This window comes from Pandoraea pneumonica (assembly GCF_902459645.1).
Taxonomy (GTDB): Bacteria; Pseudomonadota; Gammaproteobacteria; order Burkholderiales; family Burkholderiaceae; genus Pandoraea; species Pandoraea pneumonica.
The window spans coordinates 242,012-259,696 of the sequence record NZ_CABPSK010000001.1; the positions used below are offsets into that span (position 1 = coordinate 242,012).

The 17,685-nt window shown below is 59.4% G+C and carries 28 protein-coding genes and 1 other RNA gene; 24 read left to right on the plus strand and 5 right to left on the minus strand.

Features of this window, described 5'->3' with window-relative positions; all coding sequences use genetic code 11:
- Positions 1 to 29: 29 nt before the first annotated feature.
- The gene (locus PPN31114_RS26125) at positions 30 to 179 is read right to left on the minus strand and encodes a hypothetical protein (RefSeq protein ID WP_174987540.1); all 150 of its coding nucleotides are present in this window, start codon (positions 177 to 179) and stop codon (positions 30 to 32) included.
- Positions 180 to 260: 81 nt separating this feature from the next.
- Between PPN31114_RS26125 and PPN31114_RS01090 the strand changes: the two genes are divergently transcribed.
- Positions 261 to 659, plus strand: a complete 399-nt coding sequence (locus tag PPN31114_RS01090; RefSeq protein WP_150677663.1) for a hypothetical protein — start codon at positions 261 to 263, stop codon at positions 657 to 659.
- A gap of 902 nt (positions 660 to 1,561) precedes the next feature.
- Positions 1,562 to 1,625: hammerhead ribozyme type II (locus tag PPN31114_RS01095), an RNA gene on the plus strand.
- A 330-nt stretch (positions 1,626 to 1,955) separates the two neighbouring features.
- Here the strand turns inward: PPN31114_RS01095 and PPN31114_RS01100 are convergent.
- Both PPN31114_RS01100 and PPN31114_RS01105 read right to left on the minus strand, forming a co-directional pair.
- The gene (locus tag PPN31114_RS01100) at positions 1,956 to 2,303 is read right to left on the minus strand and encodes a hypothetical protein (RefSeq protein ID WP_150677664.1); all 348 of its coding nucleotides are present in this window, start codon (positions 2,301 to 2,303) and stop codon (positions 1,956 to 1,958) included.
- An 849-nt stretch (positions 2,304 to 3,152) separates the two neighbouring features.
- Positions 3,153 to 3,539: a helix-turn-helix domain-containing protein gene (locus tag PPN31114_RS01105; RefSeq protein WP_150677665.1), complete on the minus strand. Its 387-nt coding sequence runs from the start codon at positions 3,537 to 3,539 to the stop codon at positions 3,153 to 3,155.
- 71 nt (positions 3,540 to 3,610) lie between these two features.
- Here PPN31114_RS01105 and PPN31114_RS01110 point away from each other — a divergent pair, with 71 nt between their 5' ends.
- Entirely contained in the window at positions 3,611 to 3,826 is a 216-nt protein-coding gene (locus PPN31114_RS01110; RefSeq protein ID WP_150677666.1) for a helix-turn-helix domain-containing protein, read from the plus strand.
- A gap of 117 nt (positions 3,827 to 3,943) precedes the next feature.
- On the opposite strand, the gene PPN31114_RS01115 is transcribed toward PPN31114_RS01110, so the two are convergent.
- Positions 3,944 to 4,165: a P2 family phage major capsid protein gene (locus tag PPN31114_RS01115; RefSeq protein WP_150677667.1), complete on the minus strand. Its 222-nt coding sequence runs from the start codon at positions 4,163 to 4,165 to the stop codon at positions 3,944 to 3,946.
- Between the two features lie 141 nt (positions 4,166 to 4,306).
- On the opposite strand from PPN31114_RS01115, the gene PPN31114_RS01120 reads away from it, so the two are divergent.
- From PPN31114_RS01120 to PPN31114_RS01150, 8 genes are all read left to right on the plus strand, one after another.
- Positions 4,307 to 4,747, plus strand: coding sequence for a phage regulatory CII family protein (locus tag PPN31114_RS01120; protein WP_150677668.1), 441 nt, complete (start codon positions 4,307 to 4,309; stop codon positions 4,745 to 4,747).
- 182 nt (positions 4,748 to 4,929) lie between these two features.
- Positions 4,930 to 5,193, plus strand: coding sequence for a helix-turn-helix domain-containing protein (locus tag PPN31114_RS01125; RefSeq protein ID WP_150677669.1), 264 nt, complete (start codon positions 4,930 to 4,932; stop codon positions 5,191 to 5,193).
- Positions 5,190 to 6,167 (plus strand): hypothetical protein, encoded by a 978-nt coding sequence (locus PPN31114_RS01130; protein ID WP_150677670.1) that lies wholly within the window; start codon positions 5,190 to 5,192, stop codon positions 6,165 to 6,167. Before PPN31114_RS01125 ends, PPN31114_RS01130 begins: the two co-directional genes overlap by 4 nt.
- Positions 6,168 to 6,342: 175 nt before the next feature.
- On the plus strand, positions 6,343 to 6,777 hold the full coding sequence (locus tag PPN31114_RS01135) for a RusA family crossover junction endodeoxyribonuclease (protein WP_150677671.1): 435 nt from the start codon (positions 6,343 to 6,345) through the stop codon (positions 6,775 to 6,777).
- Positions 6,774 to 7,091 carry a hypothetical protein gene (locus PPN31114_RS26130; RefSeq protein WP_174987458.1) on the plus strand — a complete coding sequence of 106 codons (318 nt, stop codon included), beginning with the start codon at positions 6,774 to 6,776 and terminating at the stop codon, positions 7,089 to 7,091. The genes PPN31114_RS01135 and PPN31114_RS26130 overlap by 4 nt, the downstream gene beginning before the upstream one ends.
- Positions 6,983 to 7,486 (plus strand): Ref family recombination enhancement nuclease, encoded by a 504-nt coding sequence (locus tag PPN31114_RS26610; protein ID WP_150677672.1) that lies wholly within the window; start codon positions 6,983 to 6,985, stop codon positions 7,484 to 7,486. The genes PPN31114_RS26130 and PPN31114_RS26610 overlap by 109 nt, the downstream gene beginning before the upstream one ends.
- Positions 7,486 to 7,668: a hypothetical protein gene (locus tag PPN31114_RS01145; protein ID WP_150677673.1), complete on the plus strand. Its 183-nt coding sequence runs from the start codon at positions 7,486 to 7,488 to the stop codon at positions 7,666 to 7,668. The genes PPN31114_RS26610 and PPN31114_RS01145 overlap by 1 nt, the downstream gene beginning before the upstream one ends.
- The gene (locus PPN31114_RS01150) at positions 7,668 to 8,027 is read left to right on the plus strand and encodes a sigma-70 RNA polymerase sigma factor region 4 domain-containing protein (RefSeq protein ID WP_150677674.1); all 360 of its coding nucleotides are present in this window, start codon (positions 7,668 to 7,670) and stop codon (positions 8,025 to 8,027) included. The genes PPN31114_RS01145 and PPN31114_RS01150 overlap by 1 nt, the downstream gene beginning before the upstream one ends.
- A 114-nt stretch (positions 8,028 to 8,141) precedes the next feature.
- On the opposite strand, the gene PPN31114_RS01155 is transcribed toward PPN31114_RS01150, so the two are convergent.
- On the minus strand, positions 8,142 to 8,381 hold the full coding sequence (locus PPN31114_RS01155) for a hypothetical protein (protein WP_150677675.1): 240 nt from the start codon (positions 8,379 to 8,381) through the stop codon (positions 8,142 to 8,144).
- A gap of 646 nt (positions 8,382 to 9,027) precedes the next feature.
- On the opposite strand from PPN31114_RS01155, the gene PPN31114_RS01165 reads away from it, so the two are divergent.
- The 13 genes from PPN31114_RS01165 to PPN31114_RS01225 all read left to right on the plus strand — a co-directional run bounded on the left by PPN31114_RS01165 (position 9,028) and on the right by PPN31114_RS01225 (position 17,611).
- Positions 9,028 to 9,504 (plus strand): hypothetical protein, encoded by a 477-nt coding sequence (locus PPN31114_RS01165; protein ID WP_150677677.1) that lies wholly within the window; start codon positions 9,028 to 9,030, stop codon positions 9,502 to 9,504.
- A gap of 3 nt (positions 9,505 to 9,507) precedes the next feature.
- Positions 9,508 to 11,223 (plus strand): terminase large subunit, encoded by a 1,716-nt coding sequence (locus tag PPN31114_RS01170; protein ID WP_150677678.1) that lies wholly within the window; start codon positions 9,508 to 9,510, stop codon positions 11,221 to 11,223.
- A 7-nt stretch (positions 11,224 to 11,230) separates the two neighbouring features.
- The gene (locus tag PPN31114_RS01175; protein ID WP_150677679.1) at positions 11,231 to 12,517 is read left to right on the plus strand and encodes a phage portal protein; all 1,287 of its coding nucleotides are present in this window, start codon (positions 11,231 to 11,233) and stop codon (positions 12,515 to 12,517) included.
- The gene (locus PPN31114_RS01180; RefSeq protein ID WP_150677680.1) at positions 12,495 to 13,334 is read left to right on the plus strand and encodes a head maturation protease, ClpP-related; all 840 of its coding nucleotides are present in this window, start codon (positions 12,495 to 12,497) and stop codon (positions 13,332 to 13,334) included. Before PPN31114_RS01175 ends, PPN31114_RS01180 begins: the two co-directional genes overlap by 23 nt.
- Before the next feature lie 4 nt (positions 13,335 to 13,338).
- The gene (locus tag PPN31114_RS01185) at positions 13,339 to 14,613 is read left to right on the plus strand and encodes a phage major capsid protein (protein WP_150677681.1); all 1,275 of its coding nucleotides are present in this window, start codon (positions 13,339 to 13,341) and stop codon (positions 14,611 to 14,613) included.
- Between the two features lie 64 nt (positions 14,614 to 14,677).
- Positions 14,678 to 14,935, plus strand: a complete 258-nt coding sequence (locus PPN31114_RS01190) for a HeH/LEM domain-containing protein (RefSeq protein WP_150677682.1) — start codon at positions 14,678 to 14,680, stop codon at positions 14,933 to 14,935.
- Positions 14,936 to 14,938: 3 nt separating this feature from the next.
- Entirely contained in the window at positions 14,939 to 15,280 is a 342-nt protein-coding gene (locus PPN31114_RS01195) for a head-tail connector protein (protein ID WP_150660132.1), read from the plus strand.
- A complete protein-coding gene (locus tag PPN31114_RS01200) occupies positions 15,280 to 15,639 on the plus strand; it encodes a phage head closure protein (protein WP_150677683.1) in 360 nt (119 codons plus the stop codon). Before PPN31114_RS01195 ends, PPN31114_RS01200 begins: the two co-directional genes overlap by 1 nt.
- Positions 15,629 to 16,129: an HK97-gp10 family putative phage morphogenesis protein gene (locus tag PPN31114_RS01205; RefSeq protein ID WP_150677684.1), complete on the plus strand. Its 501-nt coding sequence runs from the start codon at positions 15,629 to 15,631 to the stop codon at positions 16,127 to 16,129. The genes PPN31114_RS01200 and PPN31114_RS01205 overlap by 11 nt, the downstream gene beginning before the upstream one ends.
- A complete protein-coding gene (locus PPN31114_RS01210; protein ID WP_150677685.1) occupies positions 16,126 to 16,473 on the plus strand; it encodes a DUF3168 domain-containing protein in 348 nt (115 codons plus the stop codon). The genes PPN31114_RS01205 and PPN31114_RS01210 overlap by 4 nt, the downstream gene beginning before the upstream one ends.
- A gap of 18 nt (positions 16,474 to 16,491) precedes the next feature.
- Positions 16,492 to 16,914: a phage tail tube protein gene (locus tag PPN31114_RS01215; protein WP_150677686.1), complete on the plus strand. Its 423-nt coding sequence runs from the start codon at positions 16,492 to 16,494 to the stop codon at positions 16,912 to 16,914.
- Positions 16,911 to 17,309 carry a hypothetical protein gene (locus PPN31114_RS01220; RefSeq protein ID WP_150677687.1) on the plus strand — a complete coding sequence of 133 codons (399 nt, stop codon included), beginning with the start codon at positions 16,911 to 16,913 and terminating at the stop codon, positions 17,307 to 17,309. Before PPN31114_RS01215 ends, PPN31114_RS01220 begins: the two co-directional genes overlap by 4 nt.
- Positions 17,306 to 17,611 carry a phage tail assembly protein T gene (locus tag PPN31114_RS01225; RefSeq protein ID WP_150677688.1) on the plus strand — a complete coding sequence of 102 codons (306 nt, stop codon included), beginning with the start codon at positions 17,306 to 17,308 and terminating at the stop codon, positions 17,609 to 17,611. Before PPN31114_RS01220 ends, PPN31114_RS01225 begins: the two co-directional genes overlap by 4 nt.
- Positions 17,612 to 17,685: the final 74 nt, after the last annotated feature.

Genomic DNA, 17,685 nt, shown 5'->3' on the forward strand with positions numbered 1-17,685 from the left:
TGCCGTTCACAGACCAGATGAGAAAGCGATCAACCATTTGCAGGCCTCACGACGATTCGCAGTGCGGAGGTGCCAAAGTGCTCGGCGGCAGCTTGTCCGAGTTCGCTCCAGGTGCGAGCGATACCATCGCCGCGATAGCGGCCACCGGCCGTATAGACCGTCACGATGAAGTGTTTCACTTGCGCCCCCTAGTGTTGGGAGATGAGAATGCTTGGCAGGAGCGCCACCGACTCTGACGGACGGCGCCTTAGGAGACGAAAATGAATCGTTCAATGCATGTGCAGATTGAGTCCACGCGCCATCGCGTCACATGGCGCTGGGCCGGCGAGCTTTGGATGAGCGGCCCTGAATGGGGCTGGATCTCAATCAACGGCGGTCCAGAGCAAAGCGCGGGATCACCCGAGGTTGTGTGGGCAGCCGACGAATCGTTTATGGCGTTCGTAAGCCTCAAGGTCGATGACGTGCCTAACCGAAAAGGGACAGAAGGAATGGGATTTCGAATCGGCCTCGTGCGCATGTCCGATGGCGTGATCCGATACTGTCTTGGCAATGTAGGCTTGGCGGATATCAGGCTCTCGACGATGTCAGCAGATTCGATTCAGGCGGTGGTCGAGGGGAAGGTCCGCACCATCCCCGTGGACAACATTTCTTGGGATTAGCGCGGACGAAGGGCTGCGGCTTTGACCATGTCCGCCATGGGCCTGTTAGCGCTCAGGCTCGCTCTACTACCTGTGAACTTTGGGCGCCGTCATCTGGCATAAAGAGGGCGGGCACTCCTCCAGCCATCGGGCAACTGAGATCCCGTGCCGCGTTACGTCCGGCTTCCACGCCGCTGGCGCGCAATTTTCTATGCAGGCTGGCGGATCAAATGGGCGCGTAGATTAACTAGCCGTAGTCCATAGGCACCGCCGGATTAGGTGTTGGTCGAATGCGCCTCAAGACCTGCCGGCCAAGGCGCGGGTACGCTGCCGCCCGCGCCCAGAGGAGCGGTAGCAAGATCAGGATGATCGGCATAGGGGCGTGTAAAGTCATCGACCAAAAGAAACCGAGGGGATCGAAATGGCCGGACGGAAAAGGAAGTATTCGCTAGTAATGCTGGCTCTGCTAACGAGCTCGCCCATCGTAGGCGCATCGGATTGGGGGAGTTTGTCGTGTCAACATTGGATGAACACGCACGAGACGCCTCCAAAGGCGGCCGGGGGGCTCACTAGCTACAGTGAGTCAGCAATACTTCACTGGGCGACCGGTTATGTCGCTGGGTTGACCGACGCGAACGGCTCATATGTTGATGTCGACCCGGTCAAGCTCACAAAGTGGCTGGAAGGCTATTGCTCGAATCGTCCGACCGACTCGGTGAGTGATGCAGCCCGAGCATTCGTGTCGTCTGTTGCGCGGCGGACGAAGTGACCCTGCGCTTCACCCTCAAGAGAGCAGACCCGAGATCCTGAACAGATCGGGGAAGTGGGATACGGGCTATTTAACGTCGCCGCGCCGACGCGGATCCGCTCACTTGAAGGTACGCCGTCGTAGAAATTTAGGACTACAGTCGGTAGAATTGGCGCGTCGAAACGCGTGATGCGCGTCTCTCAGAGGTGGCCTCCTGAGACTGATGATGACAGCCGGTATGTCGTACACGTTTGGCCCCCTTGGGTTCGGGGGGGATTTCGCTGTGAATGAAGTAATCGGTGTGTTGTCTACATTCAAAATGGAGGATATGCGTATGGTCAAAGAGGCTTGCTTTGCTAAAGTGAGAGAGTCAAAGACGTTGTCAGCCGCAGAAAGTGCTGTGAGGCGTGTCATCGCGTCTCTGGAGGCCCACCTTCCTTATAGGCTCAAGCCTACTGACGAGCTCGTGCAATTCGAGCGAAAAGGTATCTGAGATCCTATCGGCCGCACTCTGGCGGCCGTCACGCCTACGTCATCGGGGGCGTTCCCTCGCCGGGGAGGTGTCAGGTTTAGGTTTCGCCGACGAGAATCTCAACTGCTGAATCCGGCCAATAGGTATTGGCATTCCAGTCGGGTTTCTCCGACTCCATGACGAAGCAATCGATCACCTCTCCGTCCATATCGAGCTGCGGAGTTGCCCAGGTCGAGGCGAGATACGTACAGGTGTGGTCTTGCGGTACCGGTGCACCATTACGAAAGGTGTCTCCGCCCGTGTATTCCCAGTCGCCCGCGAGCCCAGCAGACGCACAGACAGGCTGATGTTCCTTGATAAGTTGCGCGGCCTTGTCCCAGTCGAACACCTTCATCTGATTGTTCCGGTTTGCAGACCCCATTGCGAATGCACTCAACGTGTCCATTGCATCTCCTCTGACGTATATGGCGCGACTCTCGAGAAGAAAGCCGCCTCAGATACATCACACGCAGTGCCCCGGCTACACCCGGCCAAACCGGCTCCGGGGTCAGCTGCGTTTTGTGTCGATTACCTCGCCATCGACACGATGAGTGGGCGCCGCGATGTACTGCGGGAGCCAGCCAAACCAGTTGGCCAACCATTTCCGCGTTTCCAACCGACTCATCCACGCGTGAGGGAGATGTGTGCGCATGGCGGCGCTATTGCCGCGTGACACCTTTTATCCGCCGAATTTTTAGAGAGCACCCGAGAGGTCGGGCGGGCAGCGATGTGTGCTGCGTTGGACTTAATAATCACATATGTGATTTGTTGATGTCAACACATTTGTGATTTTATGGTCCTGCCGAACCACATCTACTTCGCCTCGGCTTTCGAACAGCGCGAGTCATCGAGCCTCGGTGATCGGCTGCTATGCGATCGAGGGCGTATGACGAGTGATGGAGAAATTAGGTTGAAATTTTCACGTGTGCGAGGCTAAACTACTGTTCAAATATACAGTAGTCTTAACAAAAACTCTAAGAGGGCCTAGCTGTGACGGAAAGTGGGTCGTCCCAACTGCGATGCAAGCCAGGGGACTTGGCGCGGATTAATAAGGCTTGGAACGAGCTGTTGGAGGGACGGCTGGTGTTTATCCGCCGCGCCCACTCGTCGACGGAATGGCTCGTGTACCTGTTGGACGGCCCAGCGTTCTCTATAAGTGAGGACCGATGCCACATGGTGGTCGCTCGAGCAATGATCGCTGACGACTGGGCGCTGGATCCCATCGGCGGTGCTCGTGATGCGGCGTCGGACGAGGTTACGGGTTCAGACGACCAACCGGCTCATCGTCCGCGGGGAGCATCCGAAGCATCAGATTGAAAGTATGTGCGGGTTCCCCGGCCTGATCGGCGCGAAGAATCGCTTCGACAAGTTCGCGCGCGGCGTCGCTCGCGCCACTCAAAGCTGCGTCTAGATTGCCTGCGCTTTTCCCGCTTGATGTCTGCGGCCCCTTACCTTCAGCAAGCCACAGTGCATTCACCCCAAGGACTTCCGCAATCTGCGGCAAGCGCCTTGCGGTGCCCCGCGTCCCCGATTCGAGATTCCCGATTGTCGATTGAGTAACGCCAGCCTTTGTCCCGAGTTGTTCTTGGGAGAGGCCAGCTTTCGTTCGTGCCCATCGGAGGCGTTCGGCTAGGGTGTACATATCACAATCGTAATGGAGTGCGCCATTTCATTTGTGTTGACTTGAATAAACACAAATGTGATACTCGGCGCATGGACATTCGACAAGCAGTCTCCGATCTACTGGAAACCGGCCTCACGCAGTCTCAACTGGCGTTGGCGGCCAATTGCTCGCAATCGCTCATCTCGGCGCTGTTCTCCGGAAAGCGCGGTGTTCGAACGTCCTACGGAATCGCAAAGCGGATCGAGCAATTACACGCCGCGACGATCGGGACAAGCTCCGGCGGCGCTACTGGGGAGAGCGAATGAAACGACTGTACGCACGGCTTGTGCTGTGGCTGATCCGACCCGCGCTCGAAAAGGCACTCGAACCCGAAGGCTTGATCTGGGTGGAGTTTGAGCGCGGCGGAACCGGTGGCGAGGCACTCAGTGGACGGACGGTGATTGCTTCGATAGCAGTTCCAGTCCCTCCTGGAGCGCATTGATAAGCATCTGAGCAGCGTCCGGCGTCAGCGAGAAGTTTCGGCCGTCGTGCTCTTTGCCGTTGAAGAGAAATTTCGGTTCGAGAGTCAACTGGCCGCTCTCGGCGTCGCGCCCGATAGCAATGTTGGTCAACGGATAGAAAGTTTTCGTCGGCTGATCCGCCATGAGTACCCCGATGGATGTTGAGTTGTACGAAGTGAAGAGCGCACAGCTTAGCACCGTCGGGGGACTCGCCAAATTTAGAAGTTTTCATGAGGCCATCGTAGTGGCCCGAGAAGCAAATAAAAACGTTCGAGGAACACACAGATGAACATCACCGACGCAGCTCATGCCCTTGTGCACGACTATCCCGGCGGCAGCGAATCGCTCGCTCCGCGCCTGGGGATGTCCGCAGCCGTATTGCGCAACAAGGTCAATCCGAACAACGAGACGCATCACCTGAGCCTGAAGGAAGCGGTGAAGGCGGCGGACGTGACGAACGACGACCGCGTGCTTGAGGCTTGGGCTGCGTCGCGTGGTTATGCGCTGGTGAAGATTCCGAACATCGCCGAGTGCTGCGATTCGGCCATTGTCGAAATGATGGCGCGTGCATGGGAAACGCACGGTGCTGTTGGCAAGGAAATCGTGAAGACGCTCGAAGACGGGCGAGTCGAGTTCCAGGAAGTCGTGCGTGTGAAGGGCAGCATCTTCAATCACGCACAGGTCCTGTTCAACATCGCAGCACGTTTGGAGGGCATGGCCGAATGAATAACCTTCTCCAAGTTGCCGAAGGTGTGTGGCTCCGAATGGACGGTGTCTTGGTCGTTGACGAGGACGTATCGCCGGACTGTTTCAAGTCCGCAAGCACTGGGGCGCCCAAGACCTGTATTTCCTGTGGAGCACAAATGAACCAAAGCGGCACTCTGCCGTGCGACCACTGAGGCGACGCCATGAGCTCACATCGAGTCAATCAAGCGTGGGGCATCGAACTTCGCCACACCGAAAAGATCGTGTTGTTGGCGCTGAGCCACCACGCCGTTATGTCGACTGGCGAGTCATCTCCAAAGGTAAGCCGTCTTGCGCGTGACTGCGGCATGTCGGAATCGGCTGTGCGCGAGTCCATCAAGGCACTGGAAGCCGCGGGGCACATCACGACGACGCCGATTCGCCGTGGGGTAACGCAGTACCGTGTGGCTGTAGGGGGACGGCAGTGAGCGCAACCAAAATGCCATGGTTCCGTATGTACACGGACTTCCTCAATGATCCGAAGATGATCACGCTGGCCTTCGAGGATCAGCGCCATTTCATCGGACTCCTCGCCCTTAAGGGTGACGGCACTCTCGACAATCAATGCGACCCGGACCTCATGAACCGGATCATCGCACAACGACTCTGGATTGATTCCGCGGTTATCAAGGAGGTCAAGAAGCGCCTCGTCTTGGCGGGCCTGATCGACGATGACTGGCAGCCTCTCGCCTGGGAGAAGCGTCAGATGCGCTCAGATTCAAGCACTGAGCGTGTTCGCAACTACCGCGCCAAGTCGAAACAGGCAGGAAACGAAGCTGGTAACGATGGTGAAACGTTACAGAAACGTTCCAGTAACGGCCTAGAGACAGAAGAAGATACAGATAAAGAAGAGAAGAAGAAAACCAAAGGCGCGCGCGCTTCGCGACGCGTTGAATCGACGATCGAGCTTCCTGACTGGCTATCCGGAGAGGCCTGGGGCAACTGGGTGGCCTATCGCCGAAAGGGCAAAGCACCGTTCACCGATCACGCTGCCTCACTGTCGATCGAAGCACTCGACAAGCTTCGTGCAGACGGTCACGACCCTGTTGCAGTGATCAACCAGAGCGTGCTGCGTGGTTGGACCGGACTGTTCCCGGTCAAGGACGCTGCCAATCCACAAGAGCAGGGCGGTGCGACATCGGGCGCTGGCGCGATCTGGTGGGAAACGATGTCTGGCATCGAAGCCAAGGGGGCGGAATTGGGCGTTGAGAAGCGGCCTGATTGGAACGGACGCGCATTCATGATGCACGTCTTCCGCGCTGCTGGCCCCGGCCCTTGGATCGAGGCCGAACTCGCAAAGGCACAGAAGGCGAATCCGAACGAGTACGAGCGCGCATTTGCGTTCTTCCACGGTGTCTCGGCCACGAAGCTTGAGGAACTGCGCAAACGCGGCGCTGCATGACACAGGCCAAATGCTGGCGGCGCTTCGATGAAGCGGCAAGGGCGGCGCTAGCAGGGCGTGGCAACGACGCGAGAGCCTATTTCGCAGGTGTGAGGCGGCGCTGTGGTGACGAAGTGGCCGCTAGGCAAGAAAAGGAACTGAGGGCGTACATCGCCCACCTACGTGGAGAGCGGAAGTGAGGCAGGTCGAGTTTGTCGTCAACGGTAAGCCTGAGCCGAAAGGGCGCGCGCGCTTCGCGCGAATCCAGGGCCATGTGCGCACTTACACGCCAGCGAAGACTGCGGCATACGAGCGAGCGGTTGCAGCCGCTGCGTCTGACGCCATGGCGCAACAGCCAATCTTCGTCGGTCCAGTGATGTTGCAAATCGGCATTCATCTGCCGATCCCGGAGAGTTGGTCGAAGAAGCGACGAGGGCGCGCGGCGACCGGCGAAATCGCGGCCACGAAAAAGCCCGACGCGGACAACGTGTTGAAGGCGATCAAGGACGGATTGAACGGCGTCGTTTATGTCGACGACAACCAGGTTATCGATTTACGGGTGCACAAGCGCTACAGCGACAAGCCGTGCGTGACAGTCCTTGCCATCGAGACGGAACTGGAGCGGGCATGAAGCACGACATCCTTGAAAGCATGGATCTGGGTGTTTGGTATGCCTATGAGACTTTGGTGGCGCTCAGCGGTTTCTCGTTCTCGGGCGTCACGCGTGCCTGCTTGGAGCTCATCGAAGACGGCGTGCTTGAGGGCGAGATTTTCAACCACAAGAAGCGAGTACGTCTGGCAATGAGCCGACCGAAGTCGCTGCCCCGTAGATATGGATGTGTTCCAACCGTAGCCACGTCGCGGTTTGTGCCGCAGTGGTCGCCATTGAAGTCATACGACTCATACACGCACGGACTCAAAGCGCTCTGCGAGGTGACGCGTTGAGCCTGACGAGAAAGAAGCAGCTGCGTTCTACAACCCCGCTCAAGCGCTCGTCTTTCAAGTCGAAGGCCCGCAAGCGGGCAAAGAAAACCGAGCGTGAGTACATGGGGTTCGTCGCGGGCCTGTGTTGCATTGTCTGCCGCAACCTCGGGTTTGGAGACAGTCCGGCCGAAGTCCACCATGTGCGATTCCTGGCCGGAGGCGGGCAGCGATCAGCTCATACGGACACGATTCCACTGTGCCCCATGCACCATCGCGAAGGAGGATACGGCGTAGCGTTTCACGCTGGTCCCGCCGAGTTTCAGCGGCGATACGGCACAGAGGCTGAGTTGCTTGCGCAGACGCGGATCGAAACAGCACACCGAATCTTCGCAAGTGTCGCACCGGAGGTGGCCTGATGGCAGTTCTACCCGCGCACTTCTATCAGGATCCGGCAAAAGTCATTGAAATTGAGGAGAGCACAACATGCAAGGGCTGCTTACACAAGCTGACGCTATGGGGATTGGAGTATTGCGCCAAGGAGCAGACCAAGCCGGGTGCCAGGAACATGCGCCGCTGCAAACTGTACGAGGAAAAGTGATGACCACGAAACGCGACCTCAACGCACTTTGCGAGGACTGGGCGGCCTGGCACCGCACGCGGCGAATCTTCGTGCCACCGATGCCGAGTGGGGTGCTCGCTGGCATGCAGCCCCGTAAGGTTGGCCCTGAGCCGGACGCTATCTGCTCGTCGATGCTCAGCTTCTTCAACCTCGCAGTGCTATCACTACCCGAGAGCCCGGAGAAGGAAGCACTGTACCTGTTCTACATCCACCGCGTTTCTCATATCAAGCGCGTAGCCTCCGCGTTGGGGATCTCGCGCGATGCGTTTTATAAGCGCGTCGAAAGCGGTCGCTCGCAAGCGTATCGAGCATATTGCCGAATGGCCGAAAGCGCATAGCGCCACGCTATACATCTTCGGGCTATACAAATTCGGTAGAAAACGTATGATTTCGGAAAGGCTGAATCAGTGCATCCAAAGCCCGCAAAGTGAAAGCTTTGCGGGCTTTTTCGTTTATCCGCGCGCTTTCAGCATGGCGTCCGCGAAGCGATAGTAGAACTCAGCGCGCTTGAGTAGGGCATCGTCAGGCGCGTCGCTTCTCCAGGAATCGTCATTTGCGGAGTTGGCCGCGTCCCCAGCCATCAACTGTGCGGCGAAATAATCGCGAAGCGTCATTCCTTTGTTGGTTGGCACATGGCGATTGCCATGGACTTCGCACTCAGGAATAGGAAAAGCGTACGAATTTACGGACATTGTGTTGATCTCCTTAGTATTTCCGGGATAGGCCGGAAACCTATTCTAACCGCGTGTGAATCTACGGCTTATCTCGCAAATCTTTGATCTTGTCCTCGCCTCGTGGCGTTTGCCCGCGCCGCAATCGCGGTAGCGGGTCCATTCTTTCATGGCACGTCTAAAGACACTAGGTTCGCGTTTGCCTGCGCTGAAAAGCCGTGTGGCCGTAGCTGAGCCGATGTCATGGAGAGTCGGGAAGAATGGGAGCACGGCTCGTGGCTATGACTACCAGTGGCAAAGGCTACGCGCGAAGCACCTTGCAGCACATCCGCATTGCGTGTTTTGCCTTCGTGATCTTGGGATGCTAGGCATGCTGCCTACCGAGGTTGTGCTCGCATGCGCGTCTCGTTGCGTCGCGGAGCCGTTAGGCAATATCGGCGATCACATCGTGCCTCACCGTGGCAATGACCTGCTCAGGCTCGACCCGACCAACATCCAGACGCTTTGCAAACTGCATCACGATAGTGAAAAGCAGCGCGCCGAGCGCTCCCAATAGGGAGGGGGCGTCAAAAGTCTGAGCGTCCGCGGTGCCTAGACCGACCGTTCCCGCACGCGCAGAAAAAATCGCCGTTTAAACACTTCTCGGAAATCAAACAGGGAAATTCAAATGGCTGGTAAACCCAGTGGGCGCGGGGGTTCGCGACCGGGTGCCGGTCGTAAACCTAAGCCGCAAACCGACGAAATCAAACCTGCAAAGAATCAAACAGCAGGTGGTCGCGGCGGCGCCCGACCCGGAGCCGGTCGGAAGCCGAAGACCGACGCTCAACCGAAACCGGTCGCGCCGAGACGGACCGCAAAGAAGGAAGAGCTGGAGCCGCAGGCACACGGCGGCGCACTGAAGCGCACGAAGGCGACACCGGTCCGGCTCGACGATCGGGACATGCTGACGTTGATTCAAGACATCGCGCTTGGTCGCGTCGACGCAACGATGATTCAGGTCCGCGCCGCGACGGCGGCGCTACCGTTCCTCTATGCCAAGAAGGGAGAGGGCGGAAAAAAGGACGATCAAGCCAATCGGGCGCAGAAGGCGGCCAGCAAATTCGGTGCACTGGCACCGCCGCTGAAATTGGTCAACAGGAAATAGCACATGGAATGGTCGACAGCGTGTCTCGATTGGGCCGAACGGCTCAAGGCGGGGCAGTCGATCATTCCGCCGCCGATCTTTCCCGAGCAAGCCGAGCAAGCGCTTGGCGTGTTCAAAGAATTGAAGATTGTCGATGCGCCTGGCAGCCCGACGTTTGGTGAATCGTCGGCGCAGTGGGTGTTTGACCTGGTCGCCTCGATCTTCGGCGCGTATGACGCCGACAGCGGTCGGCGGCTGATCACTGAGTGGTTCGTCTGCCTGCCGAAGAAGAACTCGAAGTCGACGTTGGCGGCCGGGATCATGATGACGGCCATGATTCTAAACTGGCGGATGTCCGCCGAATTTGCGATTCTGGCCCCGACGATCGAGGTCGCGAACAACAGCTTTGCGCCCAGCCGGGACATGGTCAAGCATGAGGAAGAGCTTGATGACCTGTTCCAGGTCCAGGCGCACGTTAAGACCATCACCCATCGAACCATGGGTGCCACGCTCAAGGTGGTCGCAGCCGATTCGAATACGGTCGGCGGCAAGAAGAGCGTAGGCACCTTGGTTGATGAGGTGTGGCTATTCGGCAAGCAGCCGAACGCCGAGAACATGCTGCGCGAAGCGATTGGCGGCTTGGCCTCGCGCCCGGAAGGGTTTGTGATCTACCTGACGACGCAATCGGACGACCCGCCAGCCGGCGTGTTCGCGCAGAAACTGCGTTACGCGCGTGACGTGCGCGATGGGAAAATCCACGATCCGTGTTTCGTGCCCGTGATCTACGAACACCCGCCCGAGATGGTGAGGCGAAAGGAACACCTGCTCGCTGAAAACCTTGGGATGGTCAATCCGAACCTGGGTTACTCGGTCGACGAAGCGTTCTTGCTCCGCGAGTTTCGTAAGGCGCAAGAAGGCGGCGAGGAGTCCTTCCGGGGTTTCCTAGCCAAGCATGCAAACGTCGAAATCGGTCTCGCGCTTCGAAGCGATCGGTGGGCAGGCGCCGAATTTTGGGAGGCGGCGGCGCTGGCGCCGCACGTATCCCTTGACGAGTTGATCTCCCGTTGTGAGGTTATCGACGTCGGAATCGACGGTGGTGGCCTTGACGACTTGCTCGGCGGCGCAGCCGTCGGTCGCGAGCGTGGTACGCGGAATTGGCTCGCGTGGACTCACGCATGGGCGCATCCATCGGTTTTCGAGCGGCGCAAGGAAATCGCTGATCGCTTGCGTGACTTCGAACGCGACGGTGATCTGACCATCGTTGAGCAGATTGGCGATGATGTCGCTGACGTCGCAGAGATCGTATCCACCATCTATAAAGCTGGGTTGCTCGATATGGTTGGTGCGGACCCGGCCGGCATCGGCGGTGTGCTGGATGCACTTGCTGAGGCAGGTATCCCTGAAGAAAAGGTAATCGGCATTTCCCAAGGCTGGAAGCTGTCTGGCGCGATCAAAACGGCAGAACGGCGTATCGCGGCTGCCAGCGGTCGCCGAGTGCCCGATGGAGCGCAGACGTCCGACGGCATGCTAATGCACGGCGGTCAGCGCTTGATGGCCTGGTGCGTGGGCAATGCCCGGGTCGTGCCAGTGGGGAACGCGGTAAACATAACAAAGCAGGTCAGCGGGACGGGGAAGATCGACCCGCTGATGGCTCTCTTCAACGCGGTATCACTCATGGCGCTCAATCCACCGGCTCAAGGGCCGTCTGTGTATGAGTCGCGTGGTATCCGGTTCCTCTGAGGTGTGAATGGGTTTCTTCGAACGTTTCCGTCGCGATAGTGCGCCGGAGGCCCAGTCACGTCGCCAGGAACCGACTATCAAATCCGCACTGCCTACTGGCGATGCCGTGTTCACGGGGCTTGATGATCCTCGCCTGCTCGAATACATCCGCCGAGGTGAGTTGAACGGTGGCGTCGCTGCGCGAGAGGCGCATGCGCTCAGGAACACGGCGGTGCTTCGTTGCTGCACGCTGATTTCGCAGTCGATCGGCATGTTGCCGCTCAACCTGATCGCCAGCAACGACACCAAGCAGGTCCAGAAAGGCAACCCAGCGCACCGGCTACTTAAGTACCGCCCGAATAGCTGGCAGACGCCCCTGGAGTTCAAGAGTCTGCTGCAACTTCGCGCGATGCTCGACGGCCAGTCGTTCGCCCGCGTCATCTGGTCGGGAGACCGGCCCGTCATGTTGATCCCGATGGATCGTGGGTCGATCAAACCGCGCCTGGCCGACACGTGGCAGATGGTCTACGACTACACCTCGCCGGGTGGAAACCAGATCACGCTGCCTGCGCGTGAGGTGTTCCACCTGCGCGATCTGTCATTGGATGGGGTGAACGGCCTGTCGCGACCAAAGCTTTCGCGCGAAGCGCTTGAACTTGCAGAGCAGGCGGAGCGTGCCGCGTCGCGCACGTTCCGCACCGGTGTCATGGCCGGCGGCGTAATCGAGGTTCCGAAAGAGCTTTCCGACACCGCGTACAAGCGGATGAAGGAGTCTCTGAACGAAGACTACAGCGGGTCGGAGAATGCCGGCCGATGGATGCTCGCTGAAGAAGGCGCTCAGGCGAAGCAATTCACCTCGACAGCCGTGTCGGCGCAGCAGATCGAGACGCGCAATCACCAGATCGAAGAAGTGGCCCGCACCTACGGCGTGCCGCGCCCGCTTCTGATGATGGACGACACGAGCTGGGGCAGCGGTATCGAGCAGCTCGCGATTTTCTTCATTCAGTACACACTCGCGCCGTGGTTCGTCGCGTGGGAGCAGGCCGCCGCGCGGCTGTTTATCCCCGATGCGCTGCTCGACGCGATCCAGTTCAAGTTCAACGAAGGCGCGCTGCTGCGCGGCACGCTCAACGACCAGGCGACGTTCTTTTCGAAGGCGCTGGGCGCCGGCGGCCAATCGCCGTGGATGTCGCAAAACGAGGTGCGTGAGATATCCGACCTGCCGAAGTCGAACGACCCGCAGGCTGACCAGCTTCGCAATCCGATGACACAGCAACCCAAGGTGAGCGGCAATGAGCCTCCTCAAACTGCCTGAAATCCGAGCCGATCACCGGCTCAACAGCGCGCAATACGACGTGCGGCCCGATGCGCTGGAGCGTTGGGAGCCGGGCGTGCACGCTGCGGCCGGCGACGACTCTGCGTCGATCTCGATCTACGACTCGATCGGCGACAACTGGGAAGGCACCGGCATCACGGCGAAGCGCATCAGTGCAGCGCTGCGAAACATCGGTGCGCGCGACCTCACGGTCAACGTGAATTCGCCTGGCGGTGACTTCTTCGAAGGCGTTGCGATTTACAACCTGCTGCGCGAGCACAAGGCCAAGGTCACGGTGAACGTGATGGGCATTGCCGCGTCGGCGGCTTCAGTGATTGCGATGGCGGGCGACGAGATCCTGATGGGTGATGGCGCCTTCCTGATGATCCACAACGCATGGACGGTTGCAATCGGCAACCGGCACGACATCGCGCAGGCCGCCGAGGTACTGGCGCCGTTCGACGCAGCCATGGCGAAGGTTTATGCGCAGCGCGCGGGCATCTCGCAGGACGAAGCTGCCACGTTGATGGACAAGGAAACGTGGATCGGCGCGCAACAGGCCGTCGACGATGGCTTTGCAACTGGCCTGCTCGATAGTGCGAAGGTCGCCAAAGACACGAACGCGAGTGGCCGCAAGGCGCTTGCACTCATTGAGGCGTCGATGGCGCGCGCTGGTTATTCGCGCGGCGCTCGTCGTGACGCCATCAAAACCCTTTTCGACGGCACGCCGGGCGCTGCCGCTGGAACCGCCATGCCGGGCGCTGGCGAAGACGTTGCAGCCTCTCTGCAAAACCTCATCAACGCTCTTCAAGGATAAGTCCATGAGCAAGCAACGAATGATTTCCGCCCTCACGGCGGCCCTGGCCGGAACCTTCGCACCCGTGCCGCGCGGCATCATGTCTGTGCGCGCTGACACCGAAGTTAAAGCACTCGTCGAAGGCGTCAACCGCGCGTTCGAGGCATTCAAGGCCGAGCACACGAAGCAACTCGATGCCATGAAGGCTGGGCTGCCGGCATCGGACATTACCGCCAAGGTCGATAAGATCGGTGCGGATCTGGATTCGTTCCAGAAGGCGCTGGACGAACACAGCGTGAAGATGGCCGCGCTTGAAATGGGTGGCGCCGGCGGCAGTGCGAAGCTGCGCGATGCGGAATACACGGACGCCTTCAAGGCGCACGTGAAGAAGGGTGACGTTAGCGCGGCGCTGAATAAGGGCGCCGACGCTGAAGGCGGCTACCTGACGCCGATCGAGTGGGATCGCACCATCACCGACAAACTTGTTCTGATCTCGCCCATGCGCCAACTCGCGCAGGTGCAGTCGGTCTCGAAGGCGGGGTTCTCGAAGCTGTTCAACATGGGGGGTACCGGTAGCGGCTGGGTTGGTGAGACGGCGGCACGCCCGCAAACGAATACGGCCACTTTCAAGCCGCTGACGTTCACGTCCGGTGAGATCTACGCCAACCCCGCCGCAACGCAGCAGATTCTCGACGATAGCGAGATCGATCTAGAAACGTGGCTGGCGAACGAGGTGCAGACCCAGTTCGCGAAGCAGGAAGGGCTCGCCTTCCTCTCGGGGGACGGCACGAATAAGCCGACGGGCATCCTGACGTATGTTGCTGGCGGAGCGAATGCCGCCGTGCACCCGTTCGGCGCGATCAGCGTCGTGAACAGTGGCGGCGCAGCGTCCATCACGTCGGATGGCTTGATCGACCTGATTTACGACCTGCCGAGCGCCTTCACCGGTAACGCACGTTTCACGATGAACCGAAACACGCAACGTCTGGTTCGAAAGCTCAAAGACGGTCAGGGCAATTACCTGTGGCAGCCGTCGTTCGTCGCGGGGCAGCCGGCCACTCTTGCGGGCTATCCGGTGAGCGAAGTGCCCGATATGCCAGACGTTGCCGCGAACTCGACGCCGATCCTCTTCGGTGATTTCAAGCAGACGTATCTCATCGTCGATCGCATCGGCGTGCGTGTGCTGCGCGACCCGTACACGAACAAGCCTTACGTGCTGTTTTACACGACGAAGCGCGTCGGCGGCGGCCTGCTGAATCCCGAACCGATGCGAGCGCTTAAAGTCGCCGCTTCGGCTTAATCGCGAGCAGCATGCAGGAGATCGGGGGCTCCTTCGGGAGCCCTTCTCATTTTGCGAGGAAGACATGGCAAAGCTGATCAAGGCGTTTCTGGGGGTGCTGGACGGCGACATTTATCCGACCACGTTCGAAGCTGGCGACGAATGCCCGCCGGAACTGGAAGCTGGCGCGCGGGAGCTTGGAGCGCTCGGCGACGAGTCGCTGGCGCCCGAGGAAATGACTGCCGCACAAATCAAGGCAGCGCTGGATGCCAAGGGTGTCGAGTACAAGGCAAGCGCGAGCAAGGCGGAATTGCTCGAACTGCTGAACGGGGCCGGAGAGTAAAAGGTGCCGTTGGTTTCCATCGAACTTGCGACGAAGTTCGTTAAACAGGACCTCGGTGCTGATGACGACGTCGTGCAAATGGCGCTCGACGGCGCTACACAGTCCGCTATCGACTATCTGAATCGTCAAGTCTTCGAGACCGACGCCGCGTTGCAGGCCGCCGTTACGGCCGGTACGGCCGGTGAGAACCCGATGGTGGTGAATGCAGCGATTAAGGCGGCCATCCTGAAGACGACCGCTGAGTTGTACATGAACCGTGAGGATTCGAGCATTGGGACCGTCGCTGAACTGCCGTTCAACGCGAAATCGCTCTTGCGGCCTCACCGAATCATTCCGGGGGTGTGATGCGCTCCGGAACTCTCACTCGGCAAGTGCGGATCGAACGTCGGGGCGCCGGGAAGGATGATTTCGGCCAACCGTCCGACGGCTGGGTGCCGATCGGGCCGGTGCTTTGGTGCAACGTCCGTGTGTCGTCAGGCTCAGAAGCCATCAAATCTGATATGCCGGTCGGCGCGGCGGCCGTGAGCATTCGCGTGCGTTACCGCACCGACATCGACAACGGAATGCGTGCGGTCCTGATCAAGTACGTCGCCGGTCAGCCGGTGGACGACGAGATTTTCAACATCGAGAAGCCGTTGCCCGACTACGCCGGCCGGGAGTACACGGACCTCGTTTGCGTCTCCGGTCAAGGCGATGGCGGTTGATTGGAAGACGAGCGGTTTCAGCGAGTCTGCCGCGGCGCTCTTGAAGCTCGCCGACGATCTGGCCGAGTCCGCGCTACGGTCTGCGGCTGTCGCTGGCGGGACGATTCTACGTGACGAAGCCGCACTTCGCGCCCCGCAAGGCGAAACCGGAAACCTCGGTCGCGCGCTCTACCTTAAGTTCATCGAAGAGCGCTCGACAGAGACGAGCAAGATGTATTACGTCAGCATCCGGGGCGGGAAGAAGGGTGACGGCCGAAACGACGTCGCCTTCTACGGCCCGATGGTTGAGTTCGGACACTGGTATGTGCCACCGAAACCGAAGGGCGTGAGGTGGAAGTCTCACCGAGCCAACTCGGTAGGTAAGCATTGGGTCGCCGCACGGCCGTTCATCCGACCGGCTTGGGAAGCGCGCAAGACCGATGCCGTTGATGCTATGCGCAACAGGCTCAAAGAGAAGTTGATGGAAATTCACGAGGCGCGCGGCAAATGATCGAGCCACTCATCACGGGCGCGCTGGCCGGGGTTGCTGGTGGTCGGATATTCAACGCCACAGCGCCAGCCAACACGGCACGCCCATTTGCAGTTTTTCAAAAAGTTGGCGGGCAGGACGCGAGCTCACTAGAAGGTCTTGCCGAGCGCATGAACGCGCGCGTGCAGTTCGTTGTGTGGGCGGAGACCGCGAAGGAAGCGGCGACGGTCATGCGGCAGGTGATGACGACCGTCTGCGACGACGAACTGAAGGGTGTGTCCATTGGCGCACCCGTGGGGTTGCATGAGTCCGATACCAACTGGTACGGCGAGCGCCTCGATATTTCTTTTTGGTTCACCCCTTGATACATCAGGAGAACAGCTATGCCATCCCCGGCAATCTCGGCTCAGGGCAGCAAGCTCGAAATCGCGCCTCTGGGCGCCACGCCGACGTACACGCGCATCAAAGGCTTCAAGTCGTTCACTGGCTTTGACGGCCAGTCGTCGGAAATCGACACGACCGACTTGGACAGCACGTCGAAGGAATACCTGCTCGGCCTGCGTGACAACGGCAATTTCAACTTCGATCTGAACATCAACCGCACGGATCCCGGCCAAATTGTGCTCGAAGCTGCGCGGGCCAGCAGTGCAATGCATCTGTTCAAGCTCACGCTGCCGGACGGTCAAGTTGCGACGTGGAATGGCCTGGTAAAGAGCACGCCGCTTCAAGGCGGTGTCGACGCGGTGCTCACCGGTACGGTCAACACGCGTATCAGCGGTGACGTGACGTGGACGGAGGCTCCGTGAACGTACTTTCAAAAGAGCAGATTCTGACGGCGGACGACCGCAAGACCAAGGACGTATCGGTGCCCCAGTGGGGCGGTGCCGTTCGACTTGCGGTTATGTCTGGCGCTGAGCGCGACGCATTTCACTCTTCGCGTGAGCGCGGCACGGGCAGTCTCGGGGAGTTCGAAGCGAACCTCCTCGCGGCGACGATCGTTGGTCTCGACGGCAAGCAGGTTTTCACGGTGGAAGACGTCGAAGCGCTGCGCGACAAGAAAAAAGACATTCTCGACATGCTCGCCAATGAGGCCGCGCTATTGAATGGCATCGGTCGGGCCGCTCAGGAGAGCGCGGAAAAAAACTCCGTAGCCGCCCCGAGCGGCGATTCTGGTTCCGCCTCGCCCTCCACCTCGGAATGAGCGTTCGGCAGGCTCAGCGGGAGATTGATTCCGCTGAGTTTGCCGAGTGGTTGGCGTACGCCAGCATCGAGAATTTCGGCAGCCCTGTTGAGGATCTGCGGACCGGTGCGGTGGTGTCAATGCTGGCGAACATAAATCGGGATCGAAAACAGCGGCCCGAGCCTTACGGCCTTCTCGACTTCTTGCCGTGGACTGAGTCACCAGACACGTCACCAGACGAGCCGGTTCAGCTTGCCGATCCAAAGGCGCAATCGGACCTCATCCGCGCCGCGATTTTCGGTATCTCGCCCAAATCCCATTAACGCCCGCTGTACGCGGGCTTTTTCAATGACATCGCAATGAGTGACCTGATCGGAAAGGCCGTAATCGCCGTCGA